The sequence below is a fragment of the Pseudomonas sp. GT1P32 genome, assembly GCF_054897805.1.
In genome coordinates, this window is sequence record NZ_CM142704.1 from 6,497,110 (window position 1) to 6,516,209 (window position 19,100).

At 58.9% G+C, this 19,100-nt stretch carries 17 protein-coding genes; 6 read left to right on the plus strand and 11 right to left on the minus strand.

The genetic code is table 11. The annotated features are described in order from the left end of the window. Nucleotides 1-62: 62 nt before the first annotated feature. Entirely contained in the window at nt 63-1,037 is a 975-nt protein-coding gene (hemB, locus tag ACYZUC_RS29650; protein ID WP_008045200.1) for a porphobilinogen synthase, read from the plus strand. A 119-nt stretch (nt 1,038-1,156) separates the two neighbouring features. On the opposite strand, the gene ACYZUC_RS29655 is transcribed toward hemB, so the two are convergent. Next, nucleotides 1,157-2,689: an FAD-dependent oxidoreductase gene (locus tag ACYZUC_RS29655; RefSeq protein WP_461992193.1), complete on the minus strand. Its 1,533-nt coding sequence runs from the start codon at nt 2,687-2,689 to the stop codon at nt 1,157-1,159. Nucleotides 2,690-2,964: 275 nt separating this feature from the next. Here ACYZUC_RS29655 and ACYZUC_RS29660 point away from each other — a divergent pair, with 275 nt between their 5' ends. Then, nucleotides 2,965-4,059, plus strand: a complete 1,095-nt coding sequence (locus ACYZUC_RS29660) for a DUF1615 domain-containing protein (protein ID WP_461992195.1) — start codon at nt 2,965-2,967, stop codon at nt 4,057-4,059. 78 nt (nt 4,060-4,137) lie between these two features. Here the strand turns inward: ACYZUC_RS29660 and ACYZUC_RS29665 are convergent, their stop codons facing one another. The 5 genes from ACYZUC_RS29665 to ACYZUC_RS29685 all read right to left on the minus strand — a co-directional run bounded on the left by ACYZUC_RS29665 (nt 4,138) and on the right by ACYZUC_RS29685 (nt 7,620). Beyond that, the gene (locus ACYZUC_RS29665) at nt 4,138-4,578 is read right to left on the minus strand and encodes a phage infection protein (protein WP_461992197.1); all 441 of its coding nucleotides are present in this window, start codon (nt 4,576-4,578) and stop codon (nt 4,138-4,140) included. A gap of 193 nt (nt 4,579-4,771) precedes the next feature. Next, nucleotides 4,772-5,479, minus strand: a complete 708-nt coding sequence (locus ACYZUC_RS29670; RefSeq protein WP_461992199.1) for an anti-sigma factor — start codon at nt 5,477-5,479, stop codon at nt 4,772-4,774. Beyond that, complete coding sequence (locus ACYZUC_RS29675; RefSeq protein WP_461992200.1) at nt 5,476-6,003, minus strand: sigma-70 family RNA polymerase sigma factor; 528 nt, start codon at nt 6,001-6,003, stop codon at nt 5,476-5,478. The genes ACYZUC_RS29670 and ACYZUC_RS29675 overlap by 4 nt, the downstream gene beginning before the upstream one ends. A gap of 172 nt (nt 6,004-6,175) precedes the next feature. Then, nucleotides 6,176-6,697: a DUF3455 domain-containing protein gene (locus ACYZUC_RS29680; RefSeq protein WP_461992202.1), complete on the minus strand. Its 522-nt coding sequence runs from the start codon at nt 6,695-6,697 to the stop codon at nt 6,176-6,178. Nucleotides 6,698-6,825: 128 nt separating this feature from the next. Next, on the minus strand, nt 6,826-7,620 hold the full coding sequence (locus ACYZUC_RS29685; RefSeq protein WP_461992203.1) for a DUF4349 domain-containing protein: 795 nt from the start codon (nt 7,618-7,620) through the stop codon (nt 6,826-6,828). A 146-nt stretch (nt 7,621-7,766) separates the two neighbouring features. Here ACYZUC_RS29685 and ACYZUC_RS29690 point away from each other — a divergent pair, with 146 nt between their 5' ends. After that, a complete protein-coding gene (locus ACYZUC_RS29690; RefSeq protein WP_461992204.1) occupies nt 7,767-8,390 on the plus strand; it encodes a glutathione S-transferase in 624 nt (207 codons plus the stop codon). Nucleotides 8,391-8,503: 113 nt separating this feature from the next. Here ACYZUC_RS29690 and ACYZUC_RS29695 read toward each other — a convergent pair whose 3' ends face one another. After that, nucleotides 8,504-8,944 carry a CBS domain-containing protein gene (locus ACYZUC_RS29695; protein ID WP_007944798.1) on the minus strand — a complete coding sequence of 147 codons (441 nt, stop codon included), beginning with the start codon at nt 8,942-8,944 and terminating at the stop codon, nt 8,504-8,506. 324 nt (nt 8,945-9,268) lie between these two features. Here ACYZUC_RS29695 and ACYZUC_RS29700 point away from each other — a divergent pair, with 324 nt between their 5' ends. Next, nucleotides 9,269-11,629 carry a DNA polymerase II gene (locus ACYZUC_RS29700; RefSeq protein WP_461992205.1) on the plus strand — a complete coding sequence of 787 codons (2,361 nt, stop codon included), beginning with the start codon at nt 9,269-9,271 and terminating at the stop codon, nt 11,627-11,629. Here the strand turns inward: ACYZUC_RS29700 and ACYZUC_RS29705 are convergent. Further along, nucleotides 11,594-12,064, minus strand: a complete 471-nt coding sequence (locus ACYZUC_RS29705; protein WP_461992206.1) for a DUF1810 domain-containing protein — start codon at nt 12,062-12,064, stop codon at nt 11,594-11,596. The two genes, ACYZUC_RS29700 and ACYZUC_RS29705, sit on opposite strands and share 36 nt — an antisense overlap. Before the next feature lie 29 nt (nt 12,065-12,093). Further along, nucleotides 12,094-12,915: an aldo/keto reductase gene (locus tag ACYZUC_RS29710; protein ID WP_461992208.1), complete on the minus strand. Its 822-nt coding sequence runs from the start codon at nt 12,913-12,915 to the stop codon at nt 12,094-12,096. Nucleotides 12,916-13,093: 178 nt separating this feature from the next. On the opposite strand from ACYZUC_RS29710, the gene ACYZUC_RS29715 reads away from it, so the two are divergent. Together ACYZUC_RS29715 and ACYZUC_RS29720 are read left to right on the plus strand one after the other, a co-directional pair. Then, nucleotides 13,094-13,843: a hypothetical protein gene (locus ACYZUC_RS29715; RefSeq protein WP_461992210.1), complete on the plus strand. Its 750-nt coding sequence runs from the start codon at nt 13,094-13,096 to the stop codon at nt 13,841-13,843. A gap of 205 nt (nt 13,844-14,048) precedes the next feature. After that, nucleotides 14,049-14,834, plus strand: coding sequence for a sulfite exporter TauE/SafE family protein (locus tag ACYZUC_RS29720; protein WP_008033636.1), 786 nt, complete (start codon nt 14,049-14,051; stop codon nt 14,832-14,834). Between the two features lie 25 nt (nt 14,835-14,859). Here ACYZUC_RS29720 and ACYZUC_RS29725 read toward each other — a convergent pair whose 3' ends face one another. Both ACYZUC_RS29725 and ACYZUC_RS29730 read right to left on the minus strand, forming a co-directional pair. After that, nucleotides 14,860-17,697: an EAL domain-containing protein gene (locus ACYZUC_RS29725; RefSeq protein ID WP_461992212.1), complete on the minus strand. Its 2,838-nt coding sequence runs from the start codon at nt 17,695-17,697 to the stop codon at nt 14,860-14,862. Between the two features lie 494 nt (nt 17,698-18,191). Next, entirely contained in the window at nt 18,192-19,088 is an 897-nt protein-coding gene (locus tag ACYZUC_RS29730; RefSeq protein WP_461992214.1) for a helix-turn-helix transcriptional regulator, read from the minus strand. Nucleotides 19,089-19,100: the final 12 nt, after the last annotated feature.

Sequence of the window (19,100 nt, forward strand, 5' to 3'; positions counted from 1 at the left end):
CTGGGCATAAGCTTTCGCCCCCTACGACTTTCGTCTCGTCCCCCGTTTTTTCAGGAAAACCCATGTCCAGCCAGTTCCCCGAAGCACGTCCACGCCGTCTGCGCCGCAATGCGAGCCTGCGCAGCCTGTTCCAGGAAACCGAATTCAGCTTGAACGATCTGGTGCTGCCGATTTTCGTCGAGGAAGAAATCGACGACTTCGTGCCGATCAAAAGCATGCCCGGTGTGATGCGGATTCCGGAGTCGAAACTGGCCGGCGAGATCGAGCGCTATGCCCGTGCGGGGATCAAGTCGGTGATGACCTTCGGCGTGTCCCATCATCTGGACAGCAGCGGCAGCGACACCTGGAGCGACAATGGCCTGGTCTCGCGCATGGCGCGCATCGCCAAGGACGCGGTGCCGGAGATGATCGTGATGTCCGACACCTGCTTCTGCGAATACACCGACCACGGTCACTGCGGCGTGTTGCACAACCACGAAGTCGACAATGACCAGACCTTGATCAACCTCGGCAAACAAGCCGTCGCGGCAGCCCGTGCCGGTGCCGATGTGATCGCGCCGTCGGCGGCCATGGACGGGCAGGTCCAGGCGATTCGCCGGGCGCTGGACGCCGCCGGTTTCACCCAGACCGCGATCATGGCCTATTCGACCAAATTCGCCTCGGCGCTCTACGGCCCGTTCCGCGAAGCCGGCGGCAGCGCACTCAAGGGCGACCGCAAAAGCTATCAAATGAACCCGATGAACCGCCGCGAAGCGGTGCGTGAATCGCTGATGGACGAGCAGGAAGGCGCCGACGCGCTGATGGTCAAGCCGGCCGGCGCGTACCTGGACATCATCCGCGACATTCGCGAGGTTTCGCGCCTGCCGCTGTCGGCGTACCAGGTCAGCGGCGAGTACGCGATGATCAAGTTCGGCGCACAGGCCGGCGCCATCGATGAGGACCGCGTGGTGCGCGAGAGTCTCGGCGCGATCAAACGGGCGGGGGCGGATTTGATCTTTACCTACTTCGCGATGGACCTGGCCCTGGCCGGAATTTAAAAAACACACAAAATCTGTAGGAGCCAGCTTGCTGGCGAAGCGGTGGGCCAGTCACCCGAGACGCTGGAGGGTCCGGCCTCATCGCGAGCAAGCTTGCTCCTACAGGATTTGCGGCGCGCTCAGGCCCCGAAATACGGCCGTATCCCGCGATCCCGGAAGTACCGTTCGATCACCTTCGGATCCGAGCACGTCTCGGCCACCGCCACGTAGGTATCCGGCCGCAACAAATAAAACCCGTTGCGCCCAAGGCCGGATGTTTCAAACGCCGGCCGCCAGTCAAACACATGCAACGGCAAGTGATGTTCATTGCACCAGGCAATCATTTCGTCGCTGGTGTCGCCGTACACATGCACCTGCCAGTTCGGGCACTTCAGCGGCCCGAAATTATCCCCTTCGCCGTCATGCGCCCACGGCAAGCGGTCGCCACCGTGAACGTGCCCGGCGACGCCGGTGCTCAATGGCATTCCACGATAATTGAGGGTGATCTGCGACACCGTGCGAAACAGGAATTCCCGGGAGGCCTCGAACGAAGCCATTTTCGGCAACAGGAACGGCGCCAGACGAGTACGCAGCAAATCCGCCATGCGTCCTTCGGCGGTGACAAAACTGAACACCCGGTCGGTGGTGGCGACCAGTTTGCGGGCAAAGGCGATGCGCTCGGTTTCATACGTGTCGAGCAGATGTGGGGCAGCACCGCCGCTCAACACGGCCGCGAATTTCCAGGCGAGGTTGATGGCATCGCCGATGCCGGTGTTCATGCCCTGGCCGCCCGCCGGGCTGTGGACATGGGCCGCGTCGCCCAATAGAAACGCGCGACCGCTGCGAAAGTGATCGGCCACCCGATGATGCACACGGTAGGTCGAAAACCAGTTCACCTGCTCGATCTGCACCTTCAAGTGTTCGATGGCGCGGGTGCTGACGTCTTCGAATCGCAGGGTTTCCACGTGCTCGGCGCGTTCGTCGCGAACGGTGCCGATCAACCGCGCGCGACCTTCGCCGGCGAGGGGAAACACCGCGAGAAAGTCCGCTTCATCGAGGTCCAGGTGCAGCTCGCCATTGAGCGCCGGCCCGCTGGCCTGCACGTCGGCCACGTAGAAAATTTGCTGGTAGGTGCCGCCGGGAAATCCGGTGTCGAGGGTTTTGCGCACCCGCGAGCGGGCACCGTCGCAGCCGGCGAGGTAACAGGCCTGACAGGTTTCCTCTTGACCATCGGGCAGGCGCAGCCGCGCGGTGATGCCGTCACCGGTTTCCTCGAAACTCTCCAGCTCGGTGTTGCGCTCGACCCGGATGCCAAAGGCTTCCAGGCGTTCAATCAGCAATTGCTCATGCTCGTCCTGAGGAAATATTTCCAGGAACGCGTACGGCGTCAGACCCTCGCCAATCCGGCTCAACGGCAAGCGCGCCACGGCTTCGCCCTTGACCCAGAAATTGGCGGCCGCCACGCGATGACCGCCCTGAATCACGGCGTCGCTGAGGTCGAGCTGGCGATACAGCTCCAACGTCCGCGCCTGCACCGCCAGCGCCCTTGAAGTGGTGCCGGGGGCCGAAGTCTTGTCGATAATCCGCACACGGATCCCCAGTTTGCTCAGCCACAGCGCGAGCACCAGCCCGGTGGGGCCGGCGCCGATGATCAGTACGTCACTGCGGTTCATACGTCTGTCCTCTTTGGCGTTCGGCTCAAGTATGGTCCAGCCGAAGAGGGCCGCCAGACACCCCGCCCAACGGAAAGCCCCTGTAGGAGCCGGCTTGCTGGCGATGAACGATAACGCGGTCATCCTGATGCACTTCGTTGCTCCCATCGCCAGCAAGCCGGCTCCCACCGTTCAATGTGTCTGTGCCGGGAACAGTGTGTCGCCGGCACAGTCATAGCCTGCGCCATGCGATTGATCGTATGGTTAACCCGGTTCAACGGATCTGATGGAGCGCCATGCAAGCCAATCGATTGATCACGAGCGTCGCGGCGCTGTTGGTGCTGGCCGGTTGCGGGACTCAGCGCACCCAGGAAGCCCCGGCCCGCACACCCAAAGAGGTCAAGGCCGAGATCGTGCGCCTGCTGCCGGCGAAAACCGTTGATCGCCAAGGCTGGGCCACGGACATCTACGCGGCGTTTGCTGCGCAGAACATTTATCCCTCTACGCAAAATCTGTGTTCCGTACTGGCGGTCACCGAGCAGGAGTCGACCTTTCAGGCGGACCCGCCGGTGCCGGGCCTGGGCAAGATCGCCCGAGAGGAAATCGACCGCCGTGCCGCCAAAGCCCACATCCCCGGCCTGCTGGTGAGCGGTGCGCTGCAAATACGTTCCAGCACCGGCAAAAGCTACAGCGACCGATTGAATGCTGCGCGCAGTGAAAAGGAATTGAGCGCGATCTTCGATGATTTCATCGGCAGGGTACCCATGGGCCGCACGCTGTTCGGTGGTTTCAATCCGGTGCACACCGGTGGGCCGATGCAGGTCAGCATCGACTTCGCCGAGCAGCAGGCGCGGGGTTATCCGTACCCGGTGGACGGCACGATTCGGCATGAAGTGTTCAGCCGTCGCGGCGGTATGTATTTCGGCATCGCCCACTTGCTCGGTTATCCGGTGAGCTACAAGCAGCCGCTGTACCGCTTCGCCGATTTCAACGCCGGTTGGTACGCCAGTCGAAACGCCGCATTTCAGAACGCGGTGAGCCGTGCTTCGGGGATTCCTCTGGCGCTGGACGGTGATCTGGTGCGCTACGACTCGATCATGCCCGGCACCACGGAACTGGCCGTGCGCACCCTCGGCAAGCAACTGGGCATGCGTAACCCGACGATTCGGGATCAACTGGAGAAGGGCAAAAGCCTCGAGTTCGAGGACAGCACGTTGTATCAGCGGGTTTTCGAATTGGCCGAGAAGGCCGAAGGCCGTTCATTGCCGCGAGCGGTATTGCCGGGGATTGCGTTGCAGAGCCCGAAAATTACCCGAAAACTCACCACGGCGTGGTTTGCCAAGCGGGTCGACGAGCGTTATCAGCGCTGCATGGCGCTGGCAGGGAAGTGACCGGTCTCAAAAAATGCATAAAAAAACCCGGCGGGTAAGGCCGGGTTTTTTGTCGAGTGTTGCTGCAAAACCATTCATTCATACAGCGCGGCTTTCGATCAGACGGTCGGAACCACCTTCGGCCACACGATTCTCGATCAGACGATCGGAACCACCTTCGGCAACGCGTTTTTCGATCAGACGATCCGAACCACCTTCGGCAACGCGGTTTTCGATCAGACGGTCGGAACCACCTTCGGCAACGCGGTTTTCGATCAGACGATCCGAACCACCTTCGGCAACGCGGTTTTCGATCAGACGGTCAGAACCACCTTCGGCGACGCGGTTTTCGATCAGGCGGTCGGAACCACCTTCGGCCACACGATTTTCGATCAAACGATCCGAACCACCCTCAGCCACACGGCTTTCAATCAACCGATCCGAGCCGCCTTCAGCGACAACCGGGTGAGCGGACGAAGCGGCAAAAGCGTTAACTGCAAAAACCGAGAAAGCGATGCTGAGGAAGAGTTGGCGTTTCATGGTGGTGTGCTCCGGGGTGTAGTTGTTTGGTATGGAGCTGATGGTACGCCGCACAGTTTTTATGAGAACTTCATTGACGTGATGGTGAACATTGACGGCAATGATGGAACGGCTGACTCCCCGTGCGTGGGCGTGATGGTTCGGCCGTCGGCAGGTCGGGGGTGGTTTTACACGGGGGGCGGGCGCGAGGCTTTCAGATCACTTTCACCGCTCGCCCGATGAACTGAATCGGCCCGGTTGGCTTGCCGATCGGCGAGCCGGTGCGGTTTTCCAGGGTCAGTTCGAACAGTTGGTCGGGTTGCAGCGGCGGCAGTTTATCCACAGGCACCGACAGCGTTTGCCCCGGTTTGACCAAGCCCAGCGACACCGGCCCTTGCCAGCCTTCGGCCTTGGTCCAGAACTCCAGTGCCTTGTCTTCCGGAACCTGCGCGACGCCTAGCGGAATCAACTGGATTTCCCTCGGGTTGCTGGCCGAAATCACCCAGCCCGGCGCTTTGTCTTGCGGCGCAACCAGCACCACCAGATAGGTCGGCTTGACCGTGGTTTGCGTCAGCAGCAACGCGCCGAGCAGCAACGTGGCCGCCAGCCCCGCACCGGCGAGCCCGCGCCACAGCGCCAAGCGATTCCACCAGGAAGCTTCGACCGCTGGCTGTCGGCTCAGGGCGTTGACGCTGCGTTCGATGCGTTGCCACAGCGGCAGCGACGGCGTTTCGGCCTGGGCAAAGTCCGTCAGGCCCAACAAGCGACGCTCCCAGGTATCGACTGCCGTGCGCAGTTCGGCATCGTCGGGCAGGCGTTGCTGAACCGCGCTGCGCTGTTCGGCCGAGAGCGTGCCCAGCACATACTCGCTGGCCAATTCGTCGAGTTGTTCCGGGGTCTCGTCCGCAGGCCTGATCGTCATCCCATGCACTCCCGCAATGCCGTCAGGCTCCGTTTGATCCAGGCTTTGACGGTGCCCAGCGGGGTGCCGAGTTTGTGTGAAATCTGTGCGTGGGAATAACCGTCGACGTACGCGTGCAGAATGCAGCTGCGCCGCGCAGGGTCCAGTTGCTCAAGGCACAGATGAATGCGTGAGGAATGCACCTGGGCATCGAAGGTTTCAGCGTCGTTCTGCACGTCGATATCGCCCTGGATTTCGTGGCTGTTGTCACGGATGAAGTTGAGCGCCAGGTGCCGGGTGACGCTGAACATCCAGCCTCGTGCTGACCCCCGCGCCGGGTCGAAACCTGCGGCGCCGGTCCAGATCTTGAGGAACGCATCGTGGACAATGTCTTCGGCCAGCGCGGTGTCGCGCACCAGACGTCGGGCAACGCCGAGCAGCCGCGGACTCTCCTGCACGTACAAATCCCGCAGGGCCTGACGCTCGCCCCGGCCACAGGCAGCGAGGTGAGCTTCATAGTCGAAAATGGATTCGGGCAAGGACACTGTGCTCAGCCGTTATGTGGGGCAGTCCGAATGCAATCTAGCAAACAATCCCCATTCCTGTAGGAGCGAGGCTTGCCCGCGAAGGCTATCGGTCAGTCGAAATTGATATCGCCTGACACGGCCTCTTCGCGGGCAAGCCTCGCTCCTACAGGGGTTGCGTTGGGCTTGGGGGTTAGCTGGCCGCCCAGAAAATATAGTCCGCCTGATACTTCACCACTTCCTGCTTGCCCTTGTTGGCCGCCGTGCATTCGGCGCTTGGGGCGACGCCACCCTTGAGGGCCACGCGCTGGATGTAACTGACGCCACTCATCGCACCTTTGCCCTCGGCCGGATTGGCCTTGACCAGTTGATAGGGCAGATTGCCCGGGCTCGACGGTGCCACGGCCAGTTGGGTGCCGGTGACTTTCGAGCCATCCTTCGCTTGCCAGGTTGCCGGCGGGCCGAAGTAGGTGCCGACTTGCTTGCCAGCGCGATCATTGAGCACGGCTTTGGGCCCGACAAACACCCATTCGGTCTGGCCGGCCGCGTTGGCCTTGTCCCGGCATTCGTAGGTGATCTCGCCGACGCCGGTGGTTTCCATGGCGACCTTGTGCCCGTCCGGAACCTTGATGCTGTCAGGCAGACCGGTCTGGGCAAAGGCCGCAGGCACGGCGGCGAACAAGGCGGCAAGGCAAATCAGTTGTCTGGCGTTCATGACATTCTCTCCGTTAATGAGTCATCCGCTGCGCAGCAACAGGGGCTGCTACAGGGACTACCCGGCGGAAAGCGATTTGGATGCAGTGGCCAAAAAAAATAATTGAATGCCTGTGGTGCACGGCGGGCTCAGGTCCGACGCCGAACAAACTTGCGCCACAACCAGACCCACAGCATGAACAGCGGGAACGCGAGGATCAGGAAGGGCAGGGCGTAACTGGTTTTTTCCAGTGCATCGGCGGCGCCGTCGGCCAGGTTGTCGAGCAAGTTGCTGAACGCCTGGCTCAAGTGCGACGAGCGACTGCTGGCGCCGGTCGGCAGGAACGATAAGGTGACCCGATTGGTGTCCAGACGCCGCTGGTGCCCGGCGGCAATCTGCGCCAGGGCTTGCAGATCGTTTTCGATCCCGGCCTGCTCTTTGCTCAGGGTGATCAGATCGGTGACGCTGATGTCTTTGCGGGTCGCCAGCTCATCCAGGCGTTGCTGCTGAGCCTTGAGTCGTTCCTGGCGTCGACGGGTGTCGTCCACGGCATCGGCGAGGTCTTCGGCGCTGGTGATCCGCTGACCCAGTTCGCCACCCTCGGCGGCCATAGCCACCAACGGCTCGACGCCGGCAGGGGCAATGCGCAAGGTGATGTCGGCGCGACCGGCGCCTTGCTCGATGCGCAAGACGTTGCAGGCGCCGAAGCGAGCGGTTTCGCACGCCTCACGCGTGGCCTGCAAGCGCGGGGCGATTTCCGCCTGGGGCAGCAACAGCTGCAATTCGTGTTCATAGGCGAGCATGGCCCCGCCACGCCCTTGTTCACCGGCTAGACTGGCCGATGACGAGTGGTCGCTTGGCGAGCAGGCACTTAGCGCCAGGCAGGCCAGAATGAAACCGACGGTACGAAAAAGTGCGGCGCGTTGGCCATCCTGTTGGCGCATGTTCTTTCCTTGAAGTGTGCTGCGGGGGTATTTAAAGAGTGCCCCGGGATCGCGCATCTTACCTGCATCGATCCGCCAAATGGCAGGGAACGTGACCTTTGCCCGCTCGTCTACCGACTACCTGTTCGTCTCGCCAGGAGCGCGATATGTATCAGCTATACGGACACCAGAACTCCGGCGCCGCCGCCATCGAAGCCGCGTTGGAGCTGTGCGAGATTCCTTACCGCTTCATCGACGTCGAGTTATCCACCGAGGCGGCCCACGCGCTGGAGAAGATCAACCCGCTGAAGCAGATTCCGACCCTGCAACTGCCTGATGGCAGCATTCTCACTGAAAGTGCAGCGATCTTGATTCATCTCGGGTTGACGTTTCCCAAGTCGAAACTGCTGCCGAAAGACGCCGCCGAGCGCGATCAGGCGATCCGGGGGCTGGTGTACATCGTCACCAATTGTTATGCGGCGATCGGCATCATCGATTACCCCGAGCGCTGGTTGCTCGTGGCGGACAAACCCTCGCGGGACAACCTCATGGCCGGCGCTCGCGAGCGGTTGCACTGGAGTTGGGAGGTGTTTGCCGATCAGTTCTCGGGCGAGTTGTACCTGGGCGATGAGACGCCCGGCGCGCTGGATGTATTGGCGGCGGTGATCTCGCGGTGGGCGGGCACCCGGGAGCATTTGCGCAGTGCCCGGCCCGGTTTTTTCGCCTGGCTTGAGCGAATCGACCGGCACCCGACACTGGCACCGGTCTTTGCGCGGCATTGGCCGTCCTGAACAGCGATGACCCCTGTAGGAGCCGGCTTGCTGGCGATAGCGTCCTATCAGACGATAAATGTGTCGACTGACCCACCGCTATCGCCAGCAAGCCGGCTCCTACAGGGCTCGCATTACTCGCCGCGAATGTACTGCTCCAGCTGGCGAATCAGTTCTGCCTGCTCCGCAATCGCTTCCTTGACCAGGTCGCCGATCGACAGCAAGCCGATCAACTTGCCGTTTTCCACCACCGGCAGGTGACGCAGGCGCCTGTCAGACATGATGCCCAGGCACGTATCGACGGTTTGATGGGTGTCCACGGTGATGACGGGCGACACCATGATGTCGCGCACCGGCGTGCCCACGGAAGAGCGGCCATGCAGCACCAGTTTGCGCGCGTAATCACGTTCACTGATGATGCCCAGCACTTCGTCATTCTCTACCACCAGCAAAGCACCGACGTTCTTCTCGGCCATCTTCATCAGTGCTTCGAGCACCATGTGATCGGGTTTGATCTGGTGCACTTCCTGATTTTTCTGATCTTTCAACTTGAGCAGTTGGGCGACGGTTTTCATGGTGGCTTCTCGGGTGTTGTCGTTGTTCTTGAAGAATCGTAGACCCGAGCGCCGAGGGCAAGGCAGAAAACGGCAGATAACGCGCAAAAAACGTCATTCAGCTGTTTTTCTTCGATAAACCTCACATTTTCGAACACACCACCGACCTTGTAGGAGCCGGCTTGCTGGCGATGGCGCCCGTTCAAACGATAAAAATATCGTCTGGCCCACCGCTATCGCCAGCAAGCCGGCTCCTACAAGGGATCATTCCAATCCAGGCGTTCGCTGTTATCCCCCGCAATGCCGCGTAGAATTGCGCTCTGAATCGGATGTGAGGTTGCAGTGGTGGATTTACAGCGGGGCTTCGTCCTGACCCGGCATTGGCGCGATACCCCGGCCGGTACGGAAGTCGAGTTCTGGCTGGCGACCGACACCGGTCCCCAGCGTATTCGCCTGCCGCATCAACCGTCGGTGGCGTTCATCCCCGCCGAGCAACGCGAGCAGGCTGAGCAGGTGCTGCACGGCGAAAAAAACGTCGAGCTCAAACCCCTGGCCCTGCTGGATTTCGAGCATCGCCCGGTGCTCGGCCTGTATTGCCAGCAACACGGTCAGCTGATGCGCCTGGAAACCGCGCTGCGCAAGGCCGGCGTCGAGATGTTCGAGGCCGACGTACGCCCACCGGAACGCTACATGATGGAGCGCTTCATCACCGCGCCGGTGATCTTCGGTGGCACACCCGATGCCGAAGGCCTGCTGCTCGACGCGCAGATGAAACCCGATCCCGACTATCGACCGACGCTCAGGCTGGTGTCCCTGGACATCGAAACCACCGCTCAGGGCGATTTGTATTCCATCGCGCTGGAAGGCTGCGGCGAGCGTCAGGTGTACATGCTCGGCCCGCCCAACGGCGATGACGGCAAGGTCGACTTCCAGCTCGAGTATTGCGAGTCGCGAACCCTGCTGCTGAAAAAGCTCAACGAATGGTTCGCCCTGCACGACCCTGACGCGATCATTGGCTGGAACGTCGTGCAGTTCGATTTGCGCGTGCTGCACGAACACGCCCGACGCTTGGCGGTGCCGCTGAAACTGGGGCGCGGCGGCGAGGAAATGCAGTGGCGCGAGCACGGCAGCCGCAACCATTACTTCGCCTCGGCCGCCGGGCGATTGATCATCGACGGCATCGAATCCCTGCGTTCGGCGACCTGGAGTTTTCCATCGTTCAGCCTGGAAAACGTCGCGCAAACCCTGCTCGGCGAAGGCAAGGCGATCAGCACGCCGTACCAGCGCATGGACGAAATCAACCGCATGTTCGCCGAGGACAAACCGGCCCTCGCCACTTACAACCTCAAGGACTGCGAACTGGTCACGCGGATTTTCGCCAAGACCCAATTGCTCACTTTCCTGCTGGAGCGGGCCAGCGTGACCGGTTTGCCGGCGGATCGCAGTGGCGGTTCGGTGGCGGCCTTCACGCACCTGTACATGCCGCTGATGCACCGCCAGGGTTTCGTTGCGCCCAACCTCGGCAGCAAGCCGGCGCAGGCCAGCCCCGGCGGATTTGTCATGGACTCGCAACCGGGCCTGTACGAATCTGTGCTGGTGCTCGACTACAAAAGCCTCTATCCATCGATCATCCGCACCTTCCTCATCGACCCGGTGGGCCTGATCGAAGGGCTCAAGCATCCCGAGGACAGCGAGTCGGTGCCCGGTTTTCGCGGGGCGCGTTTTTCCAGAACCCGGCATTGCCTCCCGGCCATTGTCGCCCGCGTCGCCGAGGGCCGCGAAACCGCCAAGCGCGAACACAACGCACCGTTGTCCCAGGCGCTGAAGATCATCATGAACGCCTTCTACGGCGTGCTCGGTTCCAGCGGTTGCCGTTTTTTCGATACGCGTCTGGCCTCGTCGATCACGTTGCGCGGGCACGAAATCATGCTGCGTACCCGCCAACTGATCGAAGCCCAGGGGCACACGGTGATCTATGGCGATACCGACTCGACGTTTGTCTGGCTGCGCCGCGCCCACGGTCAGCAGGAAGCGGCGCAGATCGGCCTCGCGCTGGTGGATCACGTTAATCAGTGGTGGCGCGTGCATGTGCAAGAGGAGTACGGGCTGCAAAGCGCATTGGAATTACAGTTCGAAACCCACTACAAGCGCTTTCTGATGCCGACCATTCGCGGTGCGGAGGAGGGCAGCAAGAAGCGTTATGCCGGGCTGGTCACGCGTGACGACGGCACTGACGAGATGGTCTACAAGGGGCTGGAAACCGTGCGCACCGACTGGTCGCTGCTGGCCCGGCAATTCCAGCAAGAGCTGTACACACGGATCTTCCATCGCCAGCCCTATCAGGACTATGTCCGCGAGTACGTGCGCAAGACTCTGGCGGGCGAGTTCGATGATCGCCTGATCTACCGCAAGCGCTTGCGTCGGACCCTGGATGACTATGAACGCAACGTGCCGCCGCATGTCCGCGCGGCGCGGATCGCCGACGACTATAACGATCGACAGGGCCGTCCGCGGCAATACCAGAACGGCGGCTGGATCAGCTACGTGATCAGCGTCGCCGGGCCCGAGCCGCTGGAGATCCGCAGCGCGCCGATCGATTACGACCACTACGTCACCCGGCAACTGCAACCGGTGGCGGATGCGATTCTCCCATTCGTGGATGACGATTTCTCAACCCTGATTGGGGGGCAGTTGGGCCTGTTTTGAGTCCAGCAGCGATAACGTCCAGTCATCCGGAATCCCATGGAAGTGCCGCATCAGCGCTTGCTGGAACAGGCTGTCATCCGGGGCAAACTGCGCGAACAGGGTCATCGACGAACGGAATTTCAGATTGTCCGGATGGCCGAAAATTTCGATGATGGAGCGTTCCGGAATATCCAGCACCAACTGCGTGCAGGCGCGCAGCCGTGGGCCCAGCTGCGCATGCTTGAGGTACGCCGAAGCCTCCTCTCCCGAGTGAATGGCATATCGTTGCGACATTTCGCTGCCGCCCAGGCCGATGAATTGCGGAAAGATGAACCACATCCAGTGACTGCGCTTGCGGCCCGTAGCGAGTTCGTTTTTCACCCGATCGAATACCGGGTCCTGCGCCCGTAGAAAGCGTTGCAGATCAAAGACGTCGAGCTGATCGGTGCTTCTCATGAGAAGCCCTCTGACAGAACCGCGATGGCTCAGACCATGGCCAGTCGCTGTTTGCGGTGTGGCGCGTGAAACGCGTGGTCCAGCGCCTCCAGATCCCCGGCTACAAGCTTTAATTGCGCGGCATGTGCATTCAGTTGCACATGCTCAGGTCGGACCGCCTTGGGGATGGCAATGACTCCATCCTGCCGCAGAATCCATGCCAAGGCTACCTGGGCCGGTGTCGCCGCGTGACGGGCGGCCACCTGCTTGAGTGTCGGGTGAGCCAGCAAACTCCCGCCCTGGCCGATGGGACAGTACGCCATCAATGGCTGACGATGCTGTTGGCTCCACGGCAGTAAATCAAATTCTATTCCACGCTCCTCAAGGTTGTAGAGCACTTGATTGGTGGCGCAGGACGGGGAGGCCAGTTCTTGCAGGTCATCCACGTCGAAATTGGACACGCCCCAACGGCCGATCTTGCCGGCCTCGCGCAGGCGTTCGAATGCCTCAACGGTTTCTTCAAGGGGATACTGACCGCGCCAGTGCAGCAAGTACACATCGATGTAATCGGTGTTCAACCGCCGCAGACTGCGTGAGCAGGCCTCGGGGATGCCCTTGCGGCTGGCGTTGTGCGGATACACCTTGCTGACCAGAAACACCTTGTCGCGCAGGCCGGCAATGGCTTCTCCCACCACTTTCTCGGCGCCCCCTTCGCCGTACATTTCCGCGGTGTCGATCAAGGTCATGCCCAACTCGATGCCCAGGCGCAACGCGGCGACTTCCTCACGGTGTCGAGCGCGATCTTCACCCATGCGCCAGGTGCCTTGGCCGATGACCGGTACGTTGATGCCGGCCAGTTCGAGAGTCCGCATGCAAACCTCCTTTCTGTTAATCGATTGATACTCCCGTGGACAGCAGGATAGCCCATAGGTTAAGTCCCACCGCCCGCACTGATGACTGTCGGCATTGCACTTTTTCGCAATCCACGGCTCTACCCTTGGCAGCCTGCGGCGATCCCCTCTGCCGGCCCATGCCCAAGTTCAAGCACCCATGGCCCGAGTTTTACCCCTCACCGCTGTGCACATCCGCCGCCATTGCCTGCTGCTCGCCGTGCTGTCGATGCTCATCACGACCGGTTGCAGCCAGCAGCAGGGCCGGGACATCGTCAGCCAGTTTCGTGAAGGCAGGCCCCAGGAATTCCTACAGACCAGCGTCGACCGCATGGCCACCCTGGCGATGCGCGACAACCTCGACAGCCTCTACCTGCTGATGGGCAAGCTCTACCTGCGCAACCCGCAGGAGCTGAAGAAGTCCGGATTCCTCGACGCCCGCACCGCCAGCAAACAAGTGCGCCTGGCCATCGAGCAGCAACAACCGCTGCCGACGCTGGGGGGCAAGAAGGATCTGGCGGCGCTGAGTTACGCCATGAGCCCGGAGTTCCTCGGCGACCGGGTCGGCGCTTTCATCTACGCCATCGGCAGCATGCTGGTCACCGCTCACGGCAATCGGCTGGAGTTTTACATGACCGATGCGATCAACCCTGTCTTCATCAGCAACGCCGCGCGCAACATCGAGAAAGCCACCTGGATCCTCAGCCAGCGGCAAAACAAAAACGGCGAACCCCTACTGTTTTCCAACGAGATCTCGGAGGAGGGCAGCAACCTGAGTTTTGCCGTGGAGTTCGGCAAAATCGTCGCGCGCCTGGACCTGCTGACCCAGATGCTGGACGAGCGCTACCGGCGGATCGGCCTGAATTACGCACAGAGCCTGTTGTTCCTCAATTTCCTCCCCGTGCAATGAAACCCGACCCTGTAGGAGCCGGCTTGCCGGCGATTGCGGTGTGTCAGTCAAATCAATGTTGCAGATATGCCGCTATCGCCGGCAAGCCGGCTCCTACAAGGAATGCGCGTGCAGGAATAACGATAGACCGCATTGATATAAGTGGTTATAAGAAAAATCGCTATGCTGCGGGCCAGTTTTTTCATGCGTTTTTGTGGGCGTGTTAATGGATTTCGTTAACTTCGGTTTGGTTGTGGCAGGTTTGGTGGTGGGGTTCATTGTCGGTATGACCGGCGTGGGCGGCGGCTCGCTGATGACGCCGATCCTGCTTTGGTTCGGCATCAATCCGGCGACTGCGGTGGGTACGGACCTGCTGTACGCCGCGATTACCAAATCCAGTGGTGTGCTGGTACATCGCAAGAACAAGAACATCGACTGGGCCATTACCGGTTGGCTGACGCTCGGCAGTGTGCCGGCCGTGGCGCTGACGTTGTGGTTCCTGAGCAGTTTGCAAACGTCCCCCGACGCGATGAACGCCATCATCAAACAGGCGCTGGGCTTTGTCCTGTTTGCCACGGCACTGGCGATTTTCTTCAAGAAACGCCTGCTCGACTTCGCCCACAAACGCGCCGGTGGCACCTACAACCCAAGCGGCAAACGCTTGAATGGGCTGACGGTGATCACCGGCCTGATCCTCGGCACCATGGTCGCCCTGACCTCCATCGGTGCGGGCGCCCTGGGCACCGTGGCGCTGTTCATCCTGTATCCGCTGTTGCCTACCCGCCGCCTCGTCGGCACGGAAATCGCCCACGCCGTACCGCTGACCCTGGTCGCCGGTCTCGGCCATGCGAGCATGGGCAACATGGATTGGCATGTGCTGGGCTACTTGCTGGTCGGTTCGCTGCCGGGGATTTACCTGGGCAGCCATCTGACCGGCCGCATCTCGGATGAGGTGTTGCGACCGTGCCTGGCGACGATGCTGGTGCTGATCGGCTACAAACTGGCGTTCTAGGTTCTGTACGAAATCCCTTGAAATCTCACAGCAGGCTCTTGGGAGCCGAGACTCGGTAGCGTTCGCTATCATCGCTGGAAAGGAATCTCTCGCGGATCCATTGAGCCAAATCCTGAGGGGCCAAAGGGCGCGAGAAACAATAACCTTGCGCTATCTGGTATCCCTGGCCTCGAAGGATTTCAAGCTGCGCATCGGTTTCAACACCCTCGGCGACAATGTTCAATTGCAAGCTCTTGCAGATCCCGGCAATCGACTGCGCCAGCGTCCGGGCGCTTTCACTTTTTTCGATATCGTCGATAAAACTCTTGTCCAGCTTGATGGTATCGACGGGCAGTCGCAGCAGGTAGCTCAGGCTGGAGTAACCGGTGCCAAAATCGTCAATGGATAAGCTGACGCCTAACTGACGGACCTCGGTAATGACCGATATGACATTGTCGGTGGCGTCCAGTATGAAGTCTTCCGTAACCTCCAGCGTCAAGCAGGAGGGTAGGAGCCCATGCTTTGTCAGCAGAGATTGGATGAGTTCAATAATGGCTCTGTCGCGAAAGGCGACGGGGAAGATGTTTACCGACATACGAGGCACGACAAGTCCTGAGTCGCGCCATTGAGCCATCTGCCGGCAGGCTTCGGTGAGTACCCATTGATTGAGCTTGGGCATCAATCCTGCTTCGCGCACCAAGGGGATGAATCGATTTGGAGGGATATTTCCAAGCTCTGGATGACGCCAGCGGGCAAGTGCCTCGACACCAAAAAGTTGGTTGTCGTCGAGCGCAATCTGGGGCTGGTAATGCAGCGTCAGCTGATTGGACTCCAGGGCATTTTTGAGGGCCAGGCTCAGTGTCAGTTCGTCAGTGGTTGAATCGTTGATCACCTGGTCGAACACTTCAATTGCCTGGCGGCCTGCGGACTTGGCTTTGTACATCGCCTGATCGGCATGCAAAAGCAATGAGTGAATGTCGTTACCGTGGTCTGGATAAATACCAATACCAATGCTGGCGGAGGGCGCAATTTTTACATCGGCCAACATCATGGGTTCCGATAGTTTGCTGATCATTCTTTCTGAAAAGGCAACCGCCTGTTCAGCGCTGGAGGGAGACAGAATAATGACGAATTCATCTCCTGAAAGCCGGCTGACAAAGTCGTTGCCCCTCACAGAACCCTGAAGCCTCCTGGCTATTTCAGACAGAAGCAAATCCCCGGCGGCATGCCCGAGTGAGTCATTGATTTGCTTGAACTTATTAATGTCGATGAACAACACGGCCATTGATGATTGCGAACGCTGAGCATTGGCAATCATTGAGTTTGCTTTCATCATCAACAGTCGCCGATTGGGCAACATCGTCAGGCTGTCATAATAGGCCAGTCGTTCAATATCGTTGATAAAACTGTCCCTCTCGAGGGCGAGAGCGCACAGCTTCAGGCTGGTTTCAAGCAGCCGGTGATGTTGGACCGCAGGCAGGTGATTTTCACGATAGTAAAGGGTAAATGTGCCTAAACAACGTCCGTTGTTGGAGCGAATGGTGTTAACCCAGCCGGCCGTGAAACCGAACGATTGCGAGAGCTCGTGATCGATGCAATCGCCGTTGTCCGATGCAGGGTCAGTGAAATTCAGCATCATGCTTTCTTTCACGTCCATTTTTTTCAGGATGGACCTTTCGGCAAGGCTTTCCAGTGACTGAATCAACCCGGCCGGCAGGTTGAATTCCGCCACCAGTGGAAGGCAGCCCTGCTCATCAAATTGTCTTATTGAAACGCCGATTTCTGGAGCGATACGACCTATCTCCAGACAAATCAACTTCATGACGTCGGGAAGTGGCTCTTCGCGGGCCATGGCACTGAGGACCTTGAACTGCAACTCGTCATTCATCTTGGCCTCGGTGATGTCAGTCACAATAGCCACGACGTCCTGCTGAACACCCTGTGGATCGAGCACCGGATTGGCGACCACGCGTACCCATAATGGATTCTTTGATTTGTTGTAGACCAGTAATTCAGTGGTGTGGCTTTCTCCGTTCTGGATACTCTTTCTGAAAGAAAGGACGGCGTCCTGATCCGTATGGCGGCCATAAAATACCTCGTCCGGTTTTTTTCCCACCAGGTCTGATATTTCATAACCCAGCATGCGCACAAAACCCTCGTTTACATAAGTAATTATGCTGTCCGGATTGGTGACGATAATTGCACTGTCAGTTCGATTGACGGCAATTTTTAGAAGTCGACTCTTCTCTATTTTTTTTATGATGTACAGCAGGAAGAATGTGGTTGCTAATACCATTAGAAGTATCATTGCAGCAGCGGCGATGTATATTTTAAATCGGTCGCCCATGGACTGAAGTGAAGTCTGGCTGATGCTGTTTCCGTATTTGATGAAGTTTTTTTGTTCCTGAAGGAGTTGCTCTTGAATGTCTTGTACCGGCTGAGCGAGTGCCCATTGTACGTCGCCAGCGCCCGTGTACTTGACCAATTGATTGAGCACCTCCACATAACGTGAATACACGTCTTTTATAGCCTGGACTCGGATGTGGTTTTCTTCATCAACCCTTGTGTGTGTGAGAAAACGGTCAAACGATTCATTCGCCAGTGTCAATTCCGTGCGGGCGTGCTGCACCATTTCATGCGGAATTGTATTAAACAGGACGATGCGGGTGTTGGCTCGCGACAGGGAGAGGCGTGCCTCCATCAAGTGTTGAACTGTTTCTGCCACTGCGTCGACTTGATCGACAGCGACACTTGATAGGGTTCCAATGCTCGATTGGTTGCTGCTCACTAACCATAAGCTGAGGACTAAAGTTGCACACTGGAATACCAGCGCAGTCGTCAGGATCGTCCTCAAACCATGAGGCAGTGCAAGCTTGCGAAGCAAATAATCCTCCTCTGTCTCGGACAGATAGGGAAGTGATAGTAAAGGGAGCATCCAGGCAGAAAATGCCTGGCTGGCAGTTCATGTTTGTACGAAAGGAGTTCAGTGTTCGGAGCTGTACCGGATGATGTCAGGAAAAGTCGCAACAAGGTGTCGCCGGGCTTTTCTTTTCAAGGGAGAGAGAGCCGTTTTTCCGAGATTGCTGGCCAGAGGCCATTAAGGCGCGGAATTTTATAAGAAAGTGGTGTTGAATTGAAATGGTTAAAACGTGACGACGGGGATAATTTTTGCTGTCTTTGTTGGCCGAATGGTCAGGAAAGTAAATAAAAGTGCTTACGTGTTAGATGCTTATCAATACTTGCCTGACAGCCGGCGATGAAGTTGGCGCTTTTTGCATTACCTCAGGTAAAGCGACTCTCGCGGCTGAAAGCTATCGTTAGATCGATCAATATTCATTGCGATGATTATCATCCAGGTCAATTGCCATGAACCTGTGGCTAAATATCGTCGGTGATAGCTTCTGCGTGATCTTGTGCAGGCTGTACGTGTGCGGTCACCAACGGTGCTTCTGCACTGGCATCGCGTTTCAGCCACTCGGCTGGAGGACAACCAATGACGTTCAGAAAACTTTTCGAAAAAGACGCCTGCGAGCTGTAACCGACCGACTCAGCGATCACCTTGATCTGAACACCATCACGAAGCATGTCCTGAGCCACCTTCATCCTCCATGCGGTGACGTACCCCATAGGCGACTGCCCCATTATCTGAGTGAAGCAGGCAGAAAATTTCGACCTGGACATGTTCGCCAGGCTCGCCAGTTTCTCGACGGTCCAAAGCTCATCCGGCACTGAATGGATGCTGTTGAACACCGCGCCGAGGCGCCCATCCTGCAGGGCATAGAGCAATCCACTGGATATCAGTCCGTCTGCAACGGCGCGTCGCACGATCAGGACAAATATGTATTCCAGCAGCAGATTCAGCGCTTTGCTCCTTCCAGCCTCCTGATCCCGATACTCGGCGAGTAACGCGCCAATGACCGGGCCGAGATTCTCCAGCTCTCTGAATGGGAAGATCAGGGTTTCTTTGAGCCCGAGAGGGAAGGGGGATTGTGTGTTTCGCCCAAATTGAAATGAGGCGCAAATCAGTTCTGCCCCCTCGATCGTATTGGAGCGCAGTTGATACCGACAACTGCTTGGACAGAACAGCACGCTGGGCTCGGCAATGGAAATCTTTGGTAACCCAGGCTGAACCATGTCGATACCGCCCTGACTGATGACATGGATGAACGCCATACCTGGCGGCTTATCGAGGACAAGAGTGCCATCGACCCGACCAGAGAAGAAAAGCCTGCCCTGAAGGTTCGTGCGTTCGAAGAATTCGGACAGGATATCCATGATAGCGACGAC

Bases quoted from the DNA above. Each gene is read 5' to 3' on its own strand.
- hemB (WP_008045200.1), top strand. From the start codon at position 63: ATGTCCAGCCAGTTCCCCGAAGCACGTCCACGCCGTCTGCGCCGCAAT.
- ACYZUC_RS29655 (WP_461992193.1), bottom strand. From the start codon at position 2,689: ATGAACCGCAGTGACGTACTGATCATCGGCGCCGGCCCCACCGGGCTG.
- ACYZUC_RS29660 (WP_461992195.1), top strand. From the start codon at position 2,965: ATGCAAGCCAATCGATTGATCACGAGCGTCGCGGCGCTGTTGGTGCTG.
- ACYZUC_RS29665 (WP_461992197.1), bottom strand. From the start codon at position 4,578: ATGAAACGCCAACTCTTCCTCAGCATCGCTTTCTCGGTTTTTGCAGTT.
- ACYZUC_RS29670 (WP_461992199.1), bottom strand. From the start codon at position 5,479: ATGACGATCAGGCCTGCGGACGAGACCCCGGAACAACTCGACGAATTG.
- ACYZUC_RS29680 (WP_461992202.1), bottom strand. From the start codon at position 6,697: ATGAACGCCAGACAACTGATTTGCCTTGCCGCCTTGTTCGCCGCCGTG.
- ACYZUC_RS29685 (WP_461992203.1), bottom strand. From the start codon at position 7,620: ATGCGCCAACAGGATGGCCAACGCGCCGCACTTTTTCGTACCGTCGGT.
- ACYZUC_RS29690 (WP_461992204.1), top strand. From the start codon at position 7,767: ATGTATCAGCTATACGGACACCAGAACTCCGGCGCCGCCGCCATCGAA.
- ACYZUC_RS29695 (WP_007944798.1), bottom strand. From the start codon at position 8,944: ATGAAAACCGTCGCCCAACTGCTCAAGTTGAAAGATCAGAAAAATCAG.
- ACYZUC_RS29705 (WP_461992206.1), bottom strand. From the start codon at position 12,064: ATGAGAAGCACCGATCAGCTCGACGTCTTTGATCTGCAACGCTTTCTA.
- ACYZUC_RS29710 (WP_461992208.1), bottom strand. From the start codon at position 12,915: ATGCGGACTCTCGAACTGGCCGGCATCAACGTACCGGTCATCGGCCAA.
- ACYZUC_RS29715 (WP_461992210.1), top strand. From the start codon at position 13,094: ATGGCCCGAGTTTTACCCCTCACCGCTGTGCACATCCGCCGCCATTGC.
- ACYZUC_RS29720 (WP_008033636.1), top strand. From the start codon at position 14,049: ATGGATTTCGTTAACTTCGGTTTGGTTGTGGCAGGTTTGGTGGTGGGG.
- ACYZUC_RS29730 (WP_461992214.1), bottom strand. From the start codon at position 19,088: ATGGATATCCTGTCCGAATTCTTCGAACGCACGAACCTTCAGGGCAGG.